Below are 16,167 nucleotides of genomic sequence, written 5' to 3' on the forward strand. Positions count from 1 at the left end.
CGTGGTCTACAACCACACGGCCGAGGGCAACCACCTGGGCCCGACGCTGTCGTTCCGGGGTCTCGACAATCCGTCGTACTACCGGCTGACGGACGACCCCCGCTACTACATGGACACGACGGGGACCGGGAACTCGCTGCTGATGCGGTCCCCGCACGTCCTCCAGCTGATCATGGACTCGCTGCGGTACTGGGTCACCGAGATGCATGTGGACGGGTTCCGCTTCGACCTGGCCGCCACGCTGGCCCGGCAGTTCCACGAGGTGGACCGGCTGTCGTCGTTCTTCGACCTGGTCCAGCAGGACCCGGTGGTCTCCCAGGTGAAGCTGATCGCCGAGCCCTGGGACGTCGGCGAGGGCGGCTACCAGGTGGGGAACTTCCCGCCGCTGTGGACCGAGTGGAACGGCAAGTACCGGGACACCGTGCGGGACCTGTGGCGCGGTGAGCCGCGCACCCTCGCCGAGTTCGCGTCGCGGCTGACCGGCTCGTCCGACCTGTACCAGGACGACGGGCGGCGCCCGCTGGCCTCCATCAACTTCGTGACCTGCCACGACGGCTTCACGATGCGGGATCTGGTCTCCTACAACGAGAAGCGCAACGACGCGAACGGCGAGGACAACCGGGACGGCGAGAGCCACAACCGGTCGTGGAACTGCGGCGCCGAGGGCGAGACCGACGATCCCGAGGTGCTCGCGCTGCGGGTCCGGCAGATGCGGAACTTCATCGCCACGCTGATGCTGTCGCAGGGCGTGCCGATGCTCAGCCACGGTGACGAGTTCGGCCGCACGCAGCGGGGCAACAACAACGCGTACTGCCAGGACAACGAGCTGTCCTGGGTGCCCTGGCCGTCCGCCGACGGCGGTGCCGCCGACAGCGCCGACGAGGGTGAAGCCGAGGCGGGCTGCGGGAGCGCCGACGCTTTCGCCGATCTGCCGGCCTTCACCCGCGCGATGGTCTGGCTGCGGAAGGACCACCCCGTCTTCCGGCGGCGGCGGTTCTTCCACGGGCGTGCCGTGGAGGGCACGCACGACGAGCTGTCGGACATCGCCTGGTTCACCCCGGAGGGCCGGGAGATGACCCAGCGGGACTGGGACTCGGCCCGGGCCGGCGCGCTGACCGTGTTCCTCAACGGCAACGCGATCTCCGAGCCGGGCGCACGCGGGGAGCGGATCACCGACGACTCGTTCCTGCTGATGGTCAATGCCTCGGCCGAGCCGCTGGAGTTCGTGGTGCCCGTCAACCACGGGCGGCAGTGGCAGGTGGTCGTGGACACGGGGCGGGACGACGCGGTTCCCGACGACGGGCCGAAGGTGGACGCCGGGGAGCGGGTGACGCTGGTGGACCGGAGCCTCGCGGTGCTGCGGCGGCCGGCGTAGCCGCGGGAAAACCCCCTCTCCTCGCGTGTCAGGGTGCTCCGAACCGTCAGGGGCGGGTACGTAGGTCCCTATGACGTCTGTCGTGCCTTCCGCCACTTATCGGCTCCAGCTCCAGCCCGCGTTCCCGTTCGCCGCCGCGGCGGACGCCGTGCCGTACGTCGCCTCGCTCGGCGTGTCGCATCTGCATCTGTCCCCGGTGCTGGAGGCGGTACCGGGGTCGGCGCACGGCTACGACGTGGTCGATCACGGGCACGTACGCGGCGAGTTGGGAGGTGAGGCGGGGCTGCGGGAGCTGGCGCGGGTCGCCAGGGAGCACGGGCTGGGGCTGGTCGTGGACATCGTGCCGAACCACATGGCGATGGCGCCCCGGCACAACCGGCCGCTGTGGGAGGTGCTGCGGGAGGGCCCAGGGTCGCCGTACGCGCGGTGGTTCGACATCGACTGGGAGGCGCGGGGCGGGCAGGTGCTGCTGCCGGTGCTCGGGGGGCCGCTGGGCGACGAGATCGACCAGTTCGTCGTCGACGGACAGGAGCTGCGGTACTACGACCATGTCCTGCCCTTGCGGGAGGGCACGGAGAAGCTGCCGCTGCCGCGGCTGCTGGACGCGCAGTGGTACCGGCCGGTGTGGTGGCGGCTGGCCCGTACGGAGCTGAACTACCGGCGTTTCTTCAGCATCTCGGAGCTGATCGGGGTGCGTGTGGCGGAGCCGGAGGTGTTCGAGGCGACCCACGCGAAGATCCTGGAGCTGCTGCACGACGGTGTCGTCGACGGGCTGCGGGTCGACCATCCCGACGGGCTCGCCGACCCCGACGCCTATCTGCGGCGGCTGCACGAGGCCACCGGCGGCCGGTGGACCGTCGTCGAGAAGATCCTCGCGGACGGCGAGGCCCTGCCGGCGGCCTGGCCGGTCGCGGGGACCACCGGCTACGACGCGCTGCGGCACGTCGACGGCCTGTTCGCCGACCCGGCGGGGGCCGGCGAGTTGCTCGACCGGTACCGGCGGTTCACGGCCGCCGAGCCCGACCGGGGCGGCGACTGGGCGGCGACAGCACGGCGCGCCGCGTACGAGGTGCTCACGCACGAACTGGCGGCGGAGGTGGACCGGCTCACCCGGGTGGCGCACGGACTGTGCGAGCGCTCCCCCGAGCTGGCGCTGCGCGACCGCGCGCCGTGGGCGCTGCGCACCGCGCTGTGCGAGCTGCTCGTACGGATGGAGGTCTACCGGCCGTACGCCTGCGAGGACGCCTCCCTGGTCGTCACGGAGGAGGCGGCCGCCGAGGCGCGCACGGCGTTCGCGGTGCCCGAGGAGGCGCGGGCGGTCGACGTCGTACGGGATCTGGTGCTGGGGCGGTTCGGGGACGGGCCGGAGCAGGTGGAGTTCCGTACGCGGTTCGCGCAGACGTCGTCGGCGTTGCGGGCCAAGTCGGTGGAGGACACGGCCTTCTACCGCCATGTGCCGCTGCTGTCCGCGAACGAGGTGGGCGGGAATCCGGGGAGCCCCGCCGTCTCCCTGGAGGACTTCCACGCCTACTGCGCGCGCGTGCAGCGGGACTGGCCGGTCACCGGGACGGTGCTGTCGACGCACGACACCAAACGCAGCGCCGATGTCCGGGCGGCGGTCGCGGTGCTCGGCGAATGCCCCGAGCGATGGGCCGACACGCTGGCGGAGGTGACGCGGGACGGTGCCGGGGTGCCGGACGCGCAGCTGGCGTGGGCCGCGTGGCAGACCGCGTTCGGGCTCGGGCCGGCCGACGCGGAGCGCCTGGAGGGGGCGCTGCTCAAGCATGTGCGGGAGGCGGGGCTGCACACCTCCTGGACCGAGCAGAACGCCGCCTACGAGCGGGCGGTCGCCGAGTTCGTGGCGCGGGGCCCGGCGGCGGACACGGAGGTCACCGGGCGGCTGCGCGCCGAACTGGAGCCGTACATCCGTGCGAACGTCCTCGGTGCGGCCCTGGTCCAGCTGACCATGCCGGGGGTGCCGGACGTCTACCAGGGCACGGAGGGCGAGTACCGGGCGCTGGTGGACCCGGACAACCGGGCGCCGTTCGCCCCGCGGGACGGGGACTCGGACAAGCACCGGGTCACCGTGGCCGCGCTGCGGCTGCGGCAGCGGCGGCCGGAGCTGTTCGCAGACGCGGCCACGTACACGCCGCTCGCCGCGGCCGGACCCGCTGCCGGGCACTGCGTGGCGTTCGCGCGGTCCGGCGCGGTCGTCACGGCGGTCACCCGGCTGTCGCTGCGGCTCGCCGGGGACGGCGGCTGGGCGGACACGCGGCTGGCGCTGCCCGCCGGGCGGTGGTACGACGTCCTCGGCGGGGAACGGGAGTTCACGGGTGAGGTACCGGTGGCGGAGCTGTTCGAGGGGCTGCCGGTGGCGCTGCTGGAGCGGGTCGGCGCAGAGTAGCGACGACATCCGCGCCGGTCGCCGTGAATGCCTCCGGGCGCCCCTGGGAGCCGCCCCGTGCGCCGACGCACACTGCATGCATCCCCGCGCTCGATCAGGTCGGACGCGGGGATGTGGACACAGGTGGACTGGACGGGGGTGGGTCTGCTGTTGGAGCCGGGTTATCCCACGGTGGCGGAGCTGGAGTCGCGTGCGAGGGAGCTGACGGTTCGCCGGCCGCACCTGTGCGCCCTCAGAAGAATCGGTCTCTCGCGGGCCGGCCGGCCGCTGCGGCTGCTGTCCGTCGGCCATGCGAGACGTGCCGTCCTCGTCGTCGCGGGCGCCCACGCGAACGAGCCGACGGGCGGCTCGACGGTGCTGGCGCTCGCCGAGCGCGTGGCGCGGGACCGGGCGTTGCGGACCGGGGTCTCCTGGCACTTCGTGCTGTGCGCGGACCCGGACGGGGCGAGCCTGCACACGGCCCCGGCCCCACGCACCCTCCTCGACTACCACCTGGGGTTCTTCCGGCCGGCCGCGCCGGAGCAGCCGGAGTGGTCGCCCGCGGTGCTGCCGCCGGACCGGCTGCCGCCCGAGACACGGGCACTGGTGAGGGTGCTGGACGAGCTGCGGCCCTACCTCCAGGTGACCCTGCACGGCACGGATCTCGGCGGCAGCTGGGTGCAGTTGACGAAGAACGTGCCGGGGCTGGCCGAGCCGTTCGCCAAGTCGGCGGCGGAGCTCGGCATACCGGTGGAGACGAGCGCCTCCGACGCGGCGGGATGGCCCGCCTCCGGCCCCGGGGTGTTCGTGATGCCGGGCCCCGGGCACGCGGCGTTCCCGAGCCTGCCCGACGACGCGCGGCACAGCACCTGGTACCACGCGCACCGGTACGGCGGGCTCACCGCGATCGTCGAGGTGCCGATGTGGGCGAGCGACCTGGTGGACGACACCGCCCCGCACCCGGCCCCGACGGCGGCGCTGCGGGAGCTGTCCCGGCGGCTGCTCGACGAGGCGGGCGAGGTGGAGCGGATCCTCGACGAGGCGCTGCCCCGGCTGCCGGGCCCCGAGGGGCCGCTGCTGCGGGCCGCCCGGTGGGCGCTGGAGCTGGTGCCGGGGCTGGCCCGCGACTGGGTGGCGGGGCCGCCGCCCGATGTGTCGCGGGCGTACGTGGGCAGTGTGGACGCCTTCGGGCGCCGGTTGCCGCTGCGGGCGGCGGCGATGCTGCGGCGGGTGCTGGCGGACGCCGGGGATCCGGGGGCGCCGCTGCTGGAGCAGCTCGTCGGTGAGTGGAGCGACTCGTTCGCCGACCGGTTCCGCGCGCGGTGGGTGCCGGTGCGGGACCAGGTGGAGCACCAGATGCGGACGGTGCTGGCGGCGGCTTCCCACGCGCGGGGCGACGGCGGGCCCTGAGCCCTCACCGGTGCGGTCAGCTCGACAGGGCGAACACCGAACCCGTGCGGGCCGCCATCACACAGCTGTTGGCGAAGGTGTGCTCGTAGGTGACGGGCCGGCCGTCCCACTCTCCGCGCGCGGTGACCCGGACGGGGGCGTAGACCTGGACGCACATGCCGTTCTTCAGGGGGATGCGGCCGACGTCGCCACCCACCCCGGCCAGTTCCGCGCAGGCCTCGGCGGCACGGGCGTGGCCCTGCGGCGGGTCGCACAGCAGCAGGGTGCCGCGGGTGTCGCCGGAGCGGGCGTCGCCGCGGGTGACGGTGACGTAGAGCCAGTCGCCCGGGAGGGCGGCCCCGGCGGGCGCGGCGGCGCCGAGGGTCAGCAGGGCGAGGGTCGCGAGCAGGCCGCCGCGGACGGTGTGGAGGGTGGTGTTCGTCATTCCCGGTGCATCGGCACGGCGGGCTCGGAACTCCATTCCGGCTCACCCGAACGGGACTCGGGGTGCGGTTCGCCGCGGGCGGGCGTGCCGCGGGCCCGGCGGGCGGCCAGCTCGAACGCGGCGAGGACGACACGGGTCTGGTACTCCGTCTGGCGGGCCACCGGGATCCAGCGCGCCCCGTAGCGGTCGCGGTAGTCGGCGCACCACTCGTCGAGGAGCCGGTTCAGCTCGGGCAGCGCGCCCGCCGGGTCGTGTCCGGCGCGGGTCACCAGCTGGTGCAGCAGCCCGGCGGTGCGCAGGGCGACCCGGCGGCCGGAGATGGCGAGGGTGGTGAGCCGGGCGGTGTCGAGCGGGGGCAGCGGGCGGGCGGTGCCGTCGTGGACGTCGGGGTCCCAGGCGTCGGCGAGGCCGGGTCCGACCAGTACATAGTCGTCGACGGGGGCGAGGAGCCGGGCGGCGTCCGGGCCGCGGCTCACCGAGGGGCGGACACGGGCGAGGATGCCCTCCAGGAGCCGGGTGTCGCGGCGCAGCGCCCGGCTGACGGTGCGCAGGACCGCGTGGGCGTCGGGTGAGGGCGAGCCGTCCTCCACGGCGGCCACACCCCACATGGGGGCCTCGACGACGGCGGTGAGGGTGCCGTAGCGGTGCGGGTGGTACCAGGTGGACTCGACGGCGGCCTCGGTGATCGCGGCGGCCAGGTCACCGCGGCGCGGGGGCGGGATGCGGTAGACGGCGGGGCCGAGGCGCGGCCAGTACAGGGTGTCGTACGGGCTCAGCTCGCGGGGTATCGCGAGGCGGCCGGCGATCCGGGTGACCCGCTCGGCGAGGCCGGGCAGGTCGCGGGTGAGTTCGACGAAGCCGCCGCCGACGTCGACGCCGTGCAGGGAGCACTGGAAGAAGGGGCGCAGCTCGTCCTGGAGGGCGAGCAGGGCGCGGGTCTCCGGCAGGGCGGCGGCGGCCGCTCCGTCGGGCAGCCACTCGGGCTGTTCCAGGAAGCCGGGGCGGAAGAAGTGCCGGAAGTAGTGGCCGAGGGTGTAGGGGCCGGCCAGCCAGTCCTCGTTGCGTCGGGAGCCGTCGGGGTCGAGGCAGAGCAGCAGGTTCCAGGTGGTGTCGACGTCCTCGGTGAACCGGGGGTCGGCCAGGGCGCGTTCGGCGATCCGCAGGACCGTGGCGCCGCCGACGGGTTCGTTGGGGTGGGGGCCGGCGACGACGAGGGCCTGGCGGGTGCCCCGGCCGACGGACAGCAGCCACATCGGTGTGCCCGCCCGTGAGGTGCCCACGCGACGCAGTCGGGCGCGGTGCGGATGTCGGGTGACGAGGGTCGCGGCGCGGGCGGACAGCTCGTCCACGGTCGGGTAGCGGAGGAGTGGCGGCAGGGCACACCTCCCCAGAGTGCGACGCCGTCGGTTCACCTGGTGTGCATGGTGTACGCACAGTCAGTCATGGCCGAGAACGCACGTCAACACCCCGGAACACTAGGCATGTTCGGAAACTCGCTGCGTAAATCCCAGGCCAGAGCTTTGCGGTGGCTCGGCCGACGGGGTCACTCGGAGGAGAGGCGGAAGGTCATACGGCCGAAACCCACCTGGTCTCCGTCGCGGACGACGGCCGCTCCGATGACCCGACGTCCGTTGACGGTGGTGCCGTTGGTGGAGCCGAGGTCGCGCAGGATCCACATGCCACCCTGCCGGGTCAGCTCGGCGTGCACCCGGGAGACCGTCTCGTGGCTGAGCCGCAGCCCGTTGGCGGGGTCGCGGCCGATGCGCAGGGCGTGGCCGCTCGCCGGGTGCGGCAGCTGGAGCTTGGGCAGCCGCTCGGCCTGCCAGGCCCGGCGGAGCTTCACCCCGAATCCGGAGACCGCCCCCACGGTGCCGAGGACCAGCCGGGACCAGCGGCTCTCGACGGGCAGGTCGGCGGTGAGCGCGGCCAGCTCGTCGGAGCGGCGGGCGGTGAGCGCCAGCTCCATGCGCCGGATGAACGTGTCGTGGGAGAGACGACCGAGGGCGACGCCGTCACGGAGAACCCTCAGCGCGTTGTCGCGCTCGGCGTCCGACAGCCGCGCGGGGTACGTGTGGAACTCGAAAGACGACGTCACGCGTGTGATTGTCGGTCAGTGAAGCCGGGGTGTCCAGAAAACCGGTAAACGGTGACGATCCTCGGACATGGCGAGCGAGAGTGCGGCGCGCGGGGCAAACGCGCCGATCCGAGGGCGCCTTGATCTCGTTTGTCGCACGATGGACGGGAAGGCTCCATGACGACTCCTGACCGTCCCCCGACCATCACGACCGGCAGCCGAGGGAGAACCGTTCCGTGCAGTTCGAGGTGTGGGCACCGCAAGCCGACCGGATGACGCTCCACAGCGAGGGCGCCACGCACGCGATGGAGCGCGATCCCGAGCGACCGGGCTGGTGGACGGCCGACGCGGAGGCGAGCGACGGCACGCGCTACGGGTTCGCCGTCGACGACGGGCCGGTCCGGCCCGACCCGCGCTCGCGCCGTCAGCCGGACGGCCCGGACGGACCGAGCGCGGTCGTCGACCACGGGCGGTACGCGTGGCGGGTGCCGTGGGAGGGGCGCGGACTGCCGGGCGCGGTGCTGTACGAGCTGCACGTGGGCACGTACACGCCCGAGGGCACGCTGGACGCGGCCGCCGAGCGGCTCGGACATCTCGCCGAACTGGGCGTCACCCACGTCGAGTTGATGCCGCTTTGCCCGTTCCCGGGGACGCACGGCTGGGGGTACGAGGGGGTCTCGCTGTGGGCCGTGCACGAGCCGTACGGCGGCCCCGAGGCCCTCAAGCGGTTCGTGGACGCGGCGCACGGGCTGGGCCTCGGGGTCGTGCTCGACGTGGTCCACAACCACCTGGGCCCGTCCGGCAATTACCTGCCGGTGTTCGGCCCGTACTTCACCGAGCGGCACCACACGCCCTGGGGCGCCGCGGTCAACCTGGACGCGCCCGGTTCGGACGACGTGCGGGCGTATTTCCTCGGCAGTGCGCTGGCGTGGCTGCGGGACTACCGGCTCGACGGGCTGCGCCTGGACGCGGTGCACGCGTTGCGCGACACGCGCGCGTGCCACTTCCTGGAGGAGTTGTCGACGGCCGTGGACGCGCTCGGCGCCGAGGTGGGGCGGCCGTTGTTCCTGATCGCCGAGTCCGATCTGAACGACCCGCGGCTCGTCACCCCGCGCGCGGAGGGCGGCACCGGGCTGCACGCGCAGTGGAACGACGACTTCCACCACACGCTGCACACGACCCTGACCGGCGAATCGCATGGCTACTACGCGGACTTCGCGCGGGCGGGGCTCGCCGGACTGGCGAAGACCCTCACCGGCGGGTACTTCCACGACGGCACGTACTCGTCGTTCCGTGGCCGGTCCCACGGCCGCCCCCTGGACCGTACGCGGGTCTCCGCGCACCGGCTGCTCGGCTACACCCAGACCCACGACCAGGTCGGCAACCGGGCCCAGGGCGACCGGCTGTCGGCGACGCTCTCCCCCGGTCTGCTGGCGTGCGCGGCGGCGCTGACGCTCACGGGGCCGTTCACGCCCATGCTGTTCATGGGCGAGGAGTGGGCGGCGGGCACACCCTGGCAGTTCTTCACCGACCACACCGATCCGGAGCTGGCCGAGGCGGTACGGCGGGGGCGGCGCCGGGAGTTCGCGGAGCACGGCTGGGCGGAGGAGGACGTGCCGGACCCGCAGGACCCGGCGACGCGTGACCGCTCGTGCCTGGACTGGTCCGAGCCGTCGGTCGAGCCCCACGCGCGGATGCTGGCCTGGTACCGCGACCTGATCGCCCTGCGCCGCACCCACCCCGACCTCTCCGACCCGGACCTGTCCGACGTCAAGGTCGCGTACGACGAGGACGCCCGCTGGTTCGGCTTCCGCCGCGGCGACGTCCGGGTGGCCCTCAACCTCGGCAAGGAACCGACGGCCATCCCCCTCGGCACGGCGGAGGCCCGAATCCTGGCCGCGTGGACCCCGGTGAACCCCCCGGGCCCCGACGGCCTACTGACCCTGCCGCCCGAATCCTGCGTGGTACTGACAGTGCCGTGACGCTGCCGTGACGCTGCCGCGGCCGACCGGGGGGCACTCGACGGGTGGGCCGGCAAGGGGCCTGCACGGCGGGGGCGACACGGCGGGGGCCGACATGCGGCAGTCGCACAGCGGAGGCCGGCCTTCGGCGGTCGGCACGGCGAGGCCGGGCGCGGCGGCGAGCCACTGAAATCGGGAACGGGGCCGACACGGCGGGGGCTGGCGCGCGGCGGTCGGCACAGCGGAGGCCAGCGCGCGGCAGCGAGCCGCTGAAATCACACACAGGGCCGGCACAGCGGCGGCCGACATGCGGCAGTCGCACAGCGGAGGCCGGCCTGCGGCGGTCGGCACGGCGAGGCCGGGCGCGGCGGCGAGCCACTGAAATCGGGAACGGGGCCGGCACGGCTAGGGCTGGCCCGCGGCGGCCGGCACAGCGGAGGCCGACATGCGGCAGTCGCACAGCGGAGGCCGGTGCGCGGCGGTCAACACGGCGGAGGCCGGTGCGCGGCGGTCGGCATGGCGGAGGTCAGGCGCGGCGGCGGGCCGGCGAAATCGGGCGCGGGGCCAGTACGGCGGGGCGATGCGCGGGCGGCGCGGCGGTTGCGCGGCGTGCGGCGGAACGGGTGGCTTCGCCGCTCTGGTGGGGGCGCGGGGGAACTGCGCGAGCGACCAGGAACCCGGCCGCAGTCGCCGTGCCACGCCCGCCCCCGAGTTGCTGGGCGACCCGCGACCCCGAACGCTCCCCGCCGGGAGCGACCCCGTCACCGCACACGCGTCTCAGTCCTCGCCCCGCAGATCGGTCACCCGTTCCAGCAGGATCGGCTCCCACGCCCTCCGCAGCCGCTCCCGCAACGCGGGGAGCGGCGCGGCCGGCCCCCGCCCCTGCGCGGCCGTCGCGAGAGCGACGACCGTGTCGCAGCGGGCCAGCCAGAGCCCCCGCAGACAGGGCCGCGCCCCGTACCCCGCGAGGGTCGCCGCGCGGACCGCCGCGGGCGCGCCGACCGCCGTCGCGAGGCGCGCGATGTCCTCGGCGGGGTCACCGACCGCCGCGTCGCTCCAGTCCAGCACCCCCCGCACCCGCCCGTCGGCGCCGACCAGCAGGTGTTCGCCGGTCAGCGCGTGGTGGACGAGCACGGCCGCGGGGGCGGTGAGCTGCGCGGCGTTGGGCGCGGTGAGCTGCCCCAGCCGCGCCGGGTCGAACTCGTCCGCCCCGGCGAGCTGCTTGGCGGCCCGCCCCGCCGCCGTCCGCAGGGTCTCCAGGGAGCGCGCCGGCAGCCGGGGCACCCCGAGCGCCTCCGCCTGCCGCTGCGGCACCTCGCGCAGACCGGTGAGGAGCCCGGCGAGGTCGTCCTCGCCGACGGCGGACACGTCGTGCACGGGGGCGGCGGTGCCGGGGATGCGCGTGTCGAGCGTGTAGGTGAGGCCGCCGGACCATTCGCCGTGCGCGACGCTCACCGGGACGGCGACGCCGACGTGCGGCCGGACCAGGTCACGCAGCCGCAGTTCGCGCCGCTGCCGTACGACGGCGTGCCGGTCGGGGGCGAGGCGCAGCACATGGCGGGTGCCGACCCACCAGGCCCACGGCCCGCCCTCCTCGGTGACGGGCCGTACGTCGGGGCCGTCGCCGCCCGCGCCGCCGGCCCTCCCCTCGCCGTTCTTCATCAGGGAACGGACCAGTCGGCGGACGGTGTCCGCGGTGGGTGTCGGTGCCTGGGTCATGGTCGCGCCGGTCTCGTCCGGAGGGGAGGGGGTTCGGGGCTCCTTGGAGGGGTCAGTGCACTATCGCCATGTCGCGCGGGGTGGTGTTGAGGCGCCGCCCGCCGTCCTCGGTGACGGTCACGATGTCCTCGATCCGCACCCCGAAGCGGCCCGGCAGGTAGACGCCGGGTTCGACGGAGAAGCACATGCCGGGCACGAGGGGGCGTTCCTCGCCCTCGACCATGTACGGCGGCTCGTGGGTGGTGACGCCGATGCCGTGGCCGGTGCGGTGGATGAAGCGGTCTCCGTACCCGGCGTCGGCGATGACGGCGCGGGCCGCCCGGTCGACCTCCTGGCAGGCGGCGCCGGGCCGGACCGCGTGGAACCCGGCCTCCTGGGCGGCGCGTACGACGTCGTGCACCTCGCGTTCCTCGGCGTCGGGTTCGCCGACGTGGACGGTGCGGGAGGTGTCGGAGCCGTAGCCGTCCTTGAGTCCGCCGAAGTCGAGGACGACCATGTCGCCGTCGGTGATGACGCGGTCGCCGGCCTCGTGGTGCGGGTTGGCTCCGTTGGGCCCGGAGGCGACGATCGTGAAGTCGACCTGGGAGTGCCCGAACCGCCGCAGCAGGTCGGCGAGGTCGGCGGCGACCTCGGTCTCCCGGCGCCCGGCGAACCGGACCCCCCGGATCTCCTCGTACGCCCGGTCGGCGGCCGCGCCCGCCGTCGCCATCCGCTCCAGCTCCGCCGCGTCCTTGACGGCCCGCAGCATCGGCAGGGCCTCGGACAGCCCGACGTACGCCGCGCCGGGCAGCCGCCCCTGCAGGCCGAGCAGGTGCAGCGCCCAGGTGTTGTCGCTGACGCCGAAACGGCCGCGCGGCCCGAGGAGGGGCACCGCCGTGTCGTAGGGGTCCTTGCCGTCGGCCCAGTCGCGCAGGTCCAGCGCGCGGCCGCCGGGGGCCTCCTCGGCGTCCGGTGCCTCCAGGGCGGGCACCACCAGCACCGGGTCCTCACCGTCCCGCAGCACCAGCAGGGTGAGCCGCTCGGTCTCCGGCGGCCGGTACCCCGTCAGCCACACCAGGTCGGGGCCGGGCGCCACCAGCAGCCCGTCGAGCCCCGCTTCGGCCGCGGCGCGCGCGGCCCGCCGCATCCGGACGCGGTAGTCGTCGACGGTGAAGGGCGTCAGGGGGGCGGGCGGGTCGTCGGCGGTCAGTGGCGCGGATCCATGGCCAGACGTGCCGGTCATCCATGCCTCCGTGGGCTCGGAGTTCCCTGGGGCAGGGCGCGGCACGCCCTACGGGCAGCATCCTGCCCGTCCGCGGCAGTGCACGCGACCCCATTGCCGCAGGGTGTCGGCGCGCGTGCGCTCCGGCGCGCCCGTTGCCGGGCCGCCCTGTCAGCGCTCCAGGGCGAGGCGGGCGCCGGAGCAGCAGCACGCCGCCGGACACCTGCTCCAGGCGCCGTCGGACGCCCGCGCGGGACAGAACGGCCCTCATCCGGCCGACGCACCACACGCACGGCACCACACGTACACGCCGTATTGACTTGCTCCTCGGACTGTAGCCCGAGGATTCTGGCCTTCTCGTCTGTTGCTGTGCCGCTACGCGACACAGTCTTTCGACGGGAATCCGTGGCTTCCTGCTTCGTCGCACTGCGCCGGGACTCGTCCCGGTCTTACCTGCGCTCCACAGGCCGTCACCGCCAGTCCGGCGGCCGTCTTCACGTTAATCGCGGCGTTGACGTCCCGGTCGTGGACCACGCCACAGGCGGCACACGTCCACTTCCGCACGTTCAGGGGTTTGGGCCCGTCCACCACGCCGCAGGTGGAGCAGGTTCGGGAGGTCGGTGTGAACCGGCCGATCGTGACCAGGGTGCGGCCGTACCGCTGCGCTTTGTACTCCAGCATGCTGATGAATGATGCCCATCCGGCGTCGTGCACCGACTTCGCCAGTCTGGTGCGTGCCAGTCCCGCCACGGACAGTTCTTCCACGGCGATCCCTTGGTTCTCGGAGATCAGCTTTGTGGAGAGTTGGTGGTGGAACTCACGGCGTGCGTCGGTGACCTTGGCGTGGGCGCGGGCGACCTTCAGGCGGGCCTTGGCGCGGTTCCTGGATCCCTTCTGTTTGCGGGACAGCTCCTGCTGGGCCTTCTTCAGCTTCTTCTCCGCCCGCCGTAGAAAACGCGGGGAGTCGATCTTCGTACCGTCGGAGAGGACCGCGAAGTGGGTGAGTCCGAGATCGATGCCGATGGTGCGGTCGGTTTCGGGCATCCGCGCCTGGTCGGCGGCGGGGTCGGTGTCGATGACGAAGGAGGCGAAGAACCTGCCGGCCGCGTCCTTGATGACGGTGACGGAGGTGGGGGTGGAGGGCAGCGTGCGGGACCACTGCACCTTCACCGCGCCGATCTTCGGCAGGTTCAGACGGCCACTGCGGGTGATGCTCCAGCGGGCATTAGCGGTGAACCGGATCGACTGCCGGGCATCTTTGCGCGACTTGCAGCGAGGCGGTCCGATCCTGGCGCCCTTTCGGGTGCCCTTGAGAGAGGCGAAGAAGTTGCGGTACGCGGTCTCGGCGTCCCGCAGGGACTGCTGGAGCACCACCGCGGAGACCTCACCCAGCCAGGACCGCTCCGGCGTCCGCTTTGCCTCGGTGATCAGCCTCCGGGACAGTTGACCGGCCGTCGGGAACGGCTGCTTGGCCTTTCGGGCGTCTTCACGGGCGCGGACCGCGTCGTTGAACACGACACGGGCGCACCCGAACGCCTTCGCCAACGCCCTCAGCTGGCCGGTGTCCGGGTACAGGCGGAAGCTGTACCTGAGCTGCATGGCCGTCACCCTACGTACTTGGGTTACGGGTGAGATGCGGGTGACCAGAACTGGTCGTCACTGTGCTTTCGTGATGCACGTCCACTTGGTCTTCGTGACCAAGTTCCGGCACAAGGTGTTCACCGATGCCCACCTGAGTCGGATGGAGGAGATCATGCAGTCGGTGTGTACCGGCTTCGAGTGCGATCTGGTGGAGTTCAACGGCGAGGACAATCACGTCCACCTGCTGGTGAACTTCCCGCCCAAGGTCGCCGTGACCAAGCTGGTCAACTCCCTCAAATGGCGCCTCCTCCCGCCGCCTCCGTCAGGAGTTACCCCGACCTGGCGCGCCACTACTGGCGGGCCAACAAGTCCTGGTCCGGGTCCTACTTCGCCGGAACCGTCGGCGGCGCACCGCTGACCGTGGTCAAGCAGTACACGAACAGCAGAACCGGCCGATGTAAGCACCACCAGCTCCGCCGGGAGCACTCTCGCGACGCTCCGCCCCGCAGGCGAAGAACCGCGGTGTCCGGCATCACCGGACCTGAGTCTGCGACGCTCCGCGCCACAACTGTCAGATTCGCTTCACAACCGGCCTGAAGGCCGATGCACTGTCGTAGACCGCCCACAGCGCGGCGAGGGCGTGGGCGGTGCCCCCAAGGCAGGCGGGGCGCGCCCTCGGGCACGAACTGCGGCAGGAACGACATGGCGAAGATCGCCGCTTTGGGGTGGGCGAGGTTGAGCAGCAGCCCGCCCCGGTACGAGGCCCAGCCGCTCTTCCCGGCCGCCTCGCCCGGACCCGGCGCCGGTCGCCCTTCGCCCGGCGGGCCTGCCTCAGGGTCTGCACGCCGAACGCGACGAGGACCACCGCGCCGACGATCCGCATGACGGCGTGGGCCGGTTCCGACGCGACCGGCAGCGCGGTCGAACCGAGCGCGGCGACGACGCCCCGGACGAAGACGCCGGTCTCGTTGCCGAGCACGGTCAGGAAGCCGGCGCGCCTGCTCCGCAGCGACTCCTTGATGATCAGCACGGTGCTGGGGCCCGGCGAGCCGAGCTCTTAACGGTTGCCGATTGCCTATCCGTTAGCGCTAATGCTTAGATTCCCCTGTTCCATTAAGATAGTGGGCCCAAGGGAGGCGTACGGCGATGCTCGTACTCGCGCACATCAGTGATCTGCATCTGGACGGGACGGACCGGGCCACCCGGCGGGCCGAGCGGGTGCGGGACCTGCTGTGGGGCCTGCCGGGCAGGGTGGACGCGCTTCTGGTGACCGGGGACATCGCGGACCACGGCACGGAGGCCGAGTACGAGGAGGCGGCGCGCCTGCTGGGGCTGCGGGACGGGGACGCCCCGTTCCCGGTGCTCACCTGTCCGGGCAACCACGACAGCCGGGCGCCCTACCGCAAGGCACTGCTCGGCGAGCCGGCCGGCGAGGGGCCGGTCAACAGCGTGCGCCTCTTCGACGACGCGGCGGTGCTGATGTGCGACTCCAGCGTGCCGGGGCGGGACGAGGGCGAGCTGGACGCGCAGACGTACGCCTGGATCGAGGAGACCCTCGACGACCTCGACGGGGACCGGCCGGCGCTGCTCGCCTTCCACCATCCGCCGGTGGCGTTGCATCACCCGCTACCGGACGCGTACCCGTTGGGTCGGCCCACCGCGCTGGCCCGGCTGCTGGAGCGCCGGACCGAGATCGCGGGGATCATCACCGGGCACGCCCACACGCCCGCCGCGACCGTGTTCGCGGGGCGGCCGCTGGTCGTCGGGCCGGGGGTGACGTGGACGCTCCGGCTGCCCTGGGAGGGCGACCAGGTGGCGGACCGGGAGGCGCCGCCCGGACTGGCGTTCCATGTGCTGGACGACGAGGGCCGCCTGACGAGCCACTTCCGGGTGGCGCCGTAGGGCCCGTCCAAGGGCCCGTCCCCGCCCGTGGGGGTCGGTGTGACCAGCACCCGGTACGGGCCGCCGGGGAGGGTCGGCCGCCCGGCGCCGGCCACCGGGGGCGGCCGGCGGGGCTCAGACGGCCACCCCCGGTGGCC

Annotated in this window: 11 protein-coding genes and 3 pseudogenes; 6 read left to right on the top strand and 8 right to left on the bottom strand. The window is 73.5% G+C overall.

What is annotated here, in order from left to right; genetic code table 11:
- From AOK15_RS29220 to AOK15_RS29230, 3 genes are all read left to right on the top strand, one after another.
- On the top strand, positions 1–1,375 hold a 1,375-nt coding region (locus AOK15_RS29220; protein WP_240508647.1), incomplete at its 5' end, for a glycogen debranching protein.
- Between the two features lie 70 nt (positions 1,376–1,445).
- Positions 1,446–3,779 (top strand): malto-oligosyltrehalose synthase, encoded by a 2,334-nt coding sequence (gene treY / locus AOK15_RS29225; RefSeq protein ID WP_055521343.1) that lies wholly within the window; start codon positions 1,446–1,448, stop codon positions 3,777–3,779.
- Positions 3,780–3,890: 111 nt separating this feature from the next.
- Positions 3,891–5,168 carry a M14 family zinc carboxypeptidase gene (locus tag AOK15_RS29230; protein ID WP_055521344.1) on the top strand — a complete coding sequence of 426 codons (1,278 nt, stop codon included), beginning with the start codon at positions 3,891–3,893 and terminating at the stop codon, positions 5,166–5,168.
- Positions 5,169–5,184: 16 nt separating this feature from the next.
- On the opposite strand, the gene AOK15_RS29235 is transcribed toward AOK15_RS29230, so the two are convergent.
- The 3 genes from AOK15_RS29235 to AOK15_RS29245 form a co-directional block, all read right to left on the bottom strand.
- Positions 5,185–5,592, bottom strand: coding sequence for an SSI family serine proteinase inhibitor (locus tag AOK15_RS29235; protein ID WP_055521345.1), 408 nt, complete (start codon positions 5,590–5,592; stop codon positions 5,185–5,187).
- Positions 5,589–6,983, bottom strand: a complete 1,395-nt coding sequence (locus tag AOK15_RS29240) for a M14 family zinc carboxypeptidase (RefSeq protein WP_055521352.1) — start codon at positions 6,981–6,983, stop codon at positions 5,589–5,591. The genes AOK15_RS29235 and AOK15_RS29240 overlap by 4 nt, the downstream gene beginning before the upstream one ends.
- A gap of 152 nt (positions 6,984–7,135) precedes the next feature.
- Positions 7,136–7,687 (bottom strand): DUF1707 and FHA domain-containing protein, encoded by a 552-nt coding sequence (locus AOK15_RS29245; protein ID WP_055521346.1) that lies wholly within the window; start codon positions 7,685–7,687, stop codon positions 7,136–7,138.
- 215 nt (positions 7,688–7,902) lie between these two features.
- Between AOK15_RS29245 and treZ the strand changes: the two genes are divergently transcribed.
- Positions 7,903–9,648, top strand: a complete 1,746-nt coding sequence (gene treZ, locus AOK15_RS29250) for a malto-oligosyltrehalose trehalohydrolase (RefSeq protein WP_055521347.1) — start codon at positions 7,903–7,905, stop codon at positions 9,646–9,648.
- 756 nt (positions 9,649–10,404) lie between these two features.
- Here the strand turns inward: treZ and AOK15_RS29255 are convergent.
- From AOK15_RS29255 to AOK15_RS29265, 4 genes and pseudogenes are all read right to left on the bottom strand, one after another.
- On the bottom strand, positions 10,405–11,346 hold the full coding sequence (locus AOK15_RS29255; RefSeq protein WP_055521348.1) for an aminoglycoside phosphotransferase family protein: 942 nt from the start codon (positions 11,344–11,346) through the stop codon (positions 10,405–10,407).
- A gap of 52 nt (positions 11,347–11,398) precedes the next feature.
- A complete protein-coding gene (locus AOK15_RS29260) occupies positions 11,399–12,472 on the bottom strand; it encodes an aminopeptidase P family protein (RefSeq protein WP_055521353.1) in 1,074 nt (357 codons plus the stop codon).
- A gap of 246 nt (positions 12,473–12,718) precedes the next feature.
- Positions 12,719–12,836 (bottom strand): annotated as a pseudogene (locus AOK15_RS47440) (LysE family translocator); the annotation flags it as partial.
- Between the two features lie 86 nt (positions 12,837–12,922).
- Positions 12,923–14,146, bottom strand: coding sequence for an RNA-guided endonuclease InsQ/TnpB family protein (locus AOK15_RS29265; RefSeq protein ID WP_055521349.1), 1,224 nt, complete (start codon positions 14,144–14,146; stop codon positions 12,923–12,925).
- A 34-nt stretch (positions 14,147–14,180) separates the two neighbouring features.
- On the opposite strand from AOK15_RS29265, the pseudogene tnpA reads away from it, so the two are divergent.
- Positions 14,181–14,589 (top strand): annotated as a pseudogene (gene tnpA, locus AOK15_RS29270) (IS200/IS605 family transposase).
- A 149-nt stretch (positions 14,590–14,738) separates the two neighbouring features.
- On the opposite strand, the pseudogene AOK15_RS42825 reads toward tnpA, so the two are convergent.
- Positions 14,739–15,176, bottom strand: a pseudogene (locus AOK15_RS42825) (LysE family translocator); the annotation flags it as partial.
- Positions 15,177–15,274: 98 nt separating this feature from the next.
- Here AOK15_RS42825 and AOK15_RS29280 point away from each other — a divergent pair.
- Complete coding sequence (locus AOK15_RS29280; protein WP_055521351.1) at positions 15,275–16,030, top strand: phosphodiesterase; 756 nt, start codon at positions 15,275–15,277, stop codon at positions 16,028–16,030.
- Positions 16,031–16,167: the final 137 nt, after the last annotated feature.

This window comes from Streptomyces ossamyceticus (assembly GCF_001418475.1).
GTDB classification, from domain to species: Bacteria; Actinomycetota; Actinomycetes; order Streptomycetales; family Streptomycetaceae; genus Streptomyces; species Streptomyces ossamyceticus.

Excerpts from the sequence above, each read along its gene's own strand:
- treY (WP_055521343.1), top strand. The coding sequence starts at position 1,446 with ATGACGTCTGTCGTGCCTTCCGCCACTTATCGGCTCCAGCTCCAGCCC.
- AOK15_RS29230 (WP_055521344.1), top strand. The coding sequence starts at position 3,891 with ATGTGGACACAGGTGGACTGGACGGGGGTGGGTCTGCTGTTGGAGCCG.
- AOK15_RS29235 (WP_055521345.1), bottom strand. The coding sequence starts at position 5,592 with ATGACGAACACCACCCTCCACACCGTCCGCGGCGGCCTGCTCGCGACC.
- AOK15_RS29255 (WP_055521348.1), bottom strand. The coding sequence starts at position 11,346 with ATGACCCAGGCACCGACACCCACCGCGGACACCGTCCGCCGACTGGTC.
- AOK15_RS29260 (WP_055521353.1), bottom strand. The coding sequence starts at position 12,472 with ATGCGGCGGGCCGCGCGCGCCGCGGCCGAAGCGGGGCTCGACGGGCTG.
- AOK15_RS29265 (WP_055521349.1), bottom strand. The coding sequence starts at position 14,146 with ATGCAGCTCAGGTACAGCTTCCGCCTGTACCCGGACACCGGCCAGCTG.
- AOK15_RS29280 (WP_055521351.1), top strand. The coding sequence starts at position 15,275 with ATGCTCGTACTCGCGCACATCAGTGATCTGCATCTGGACGGGACGGAC.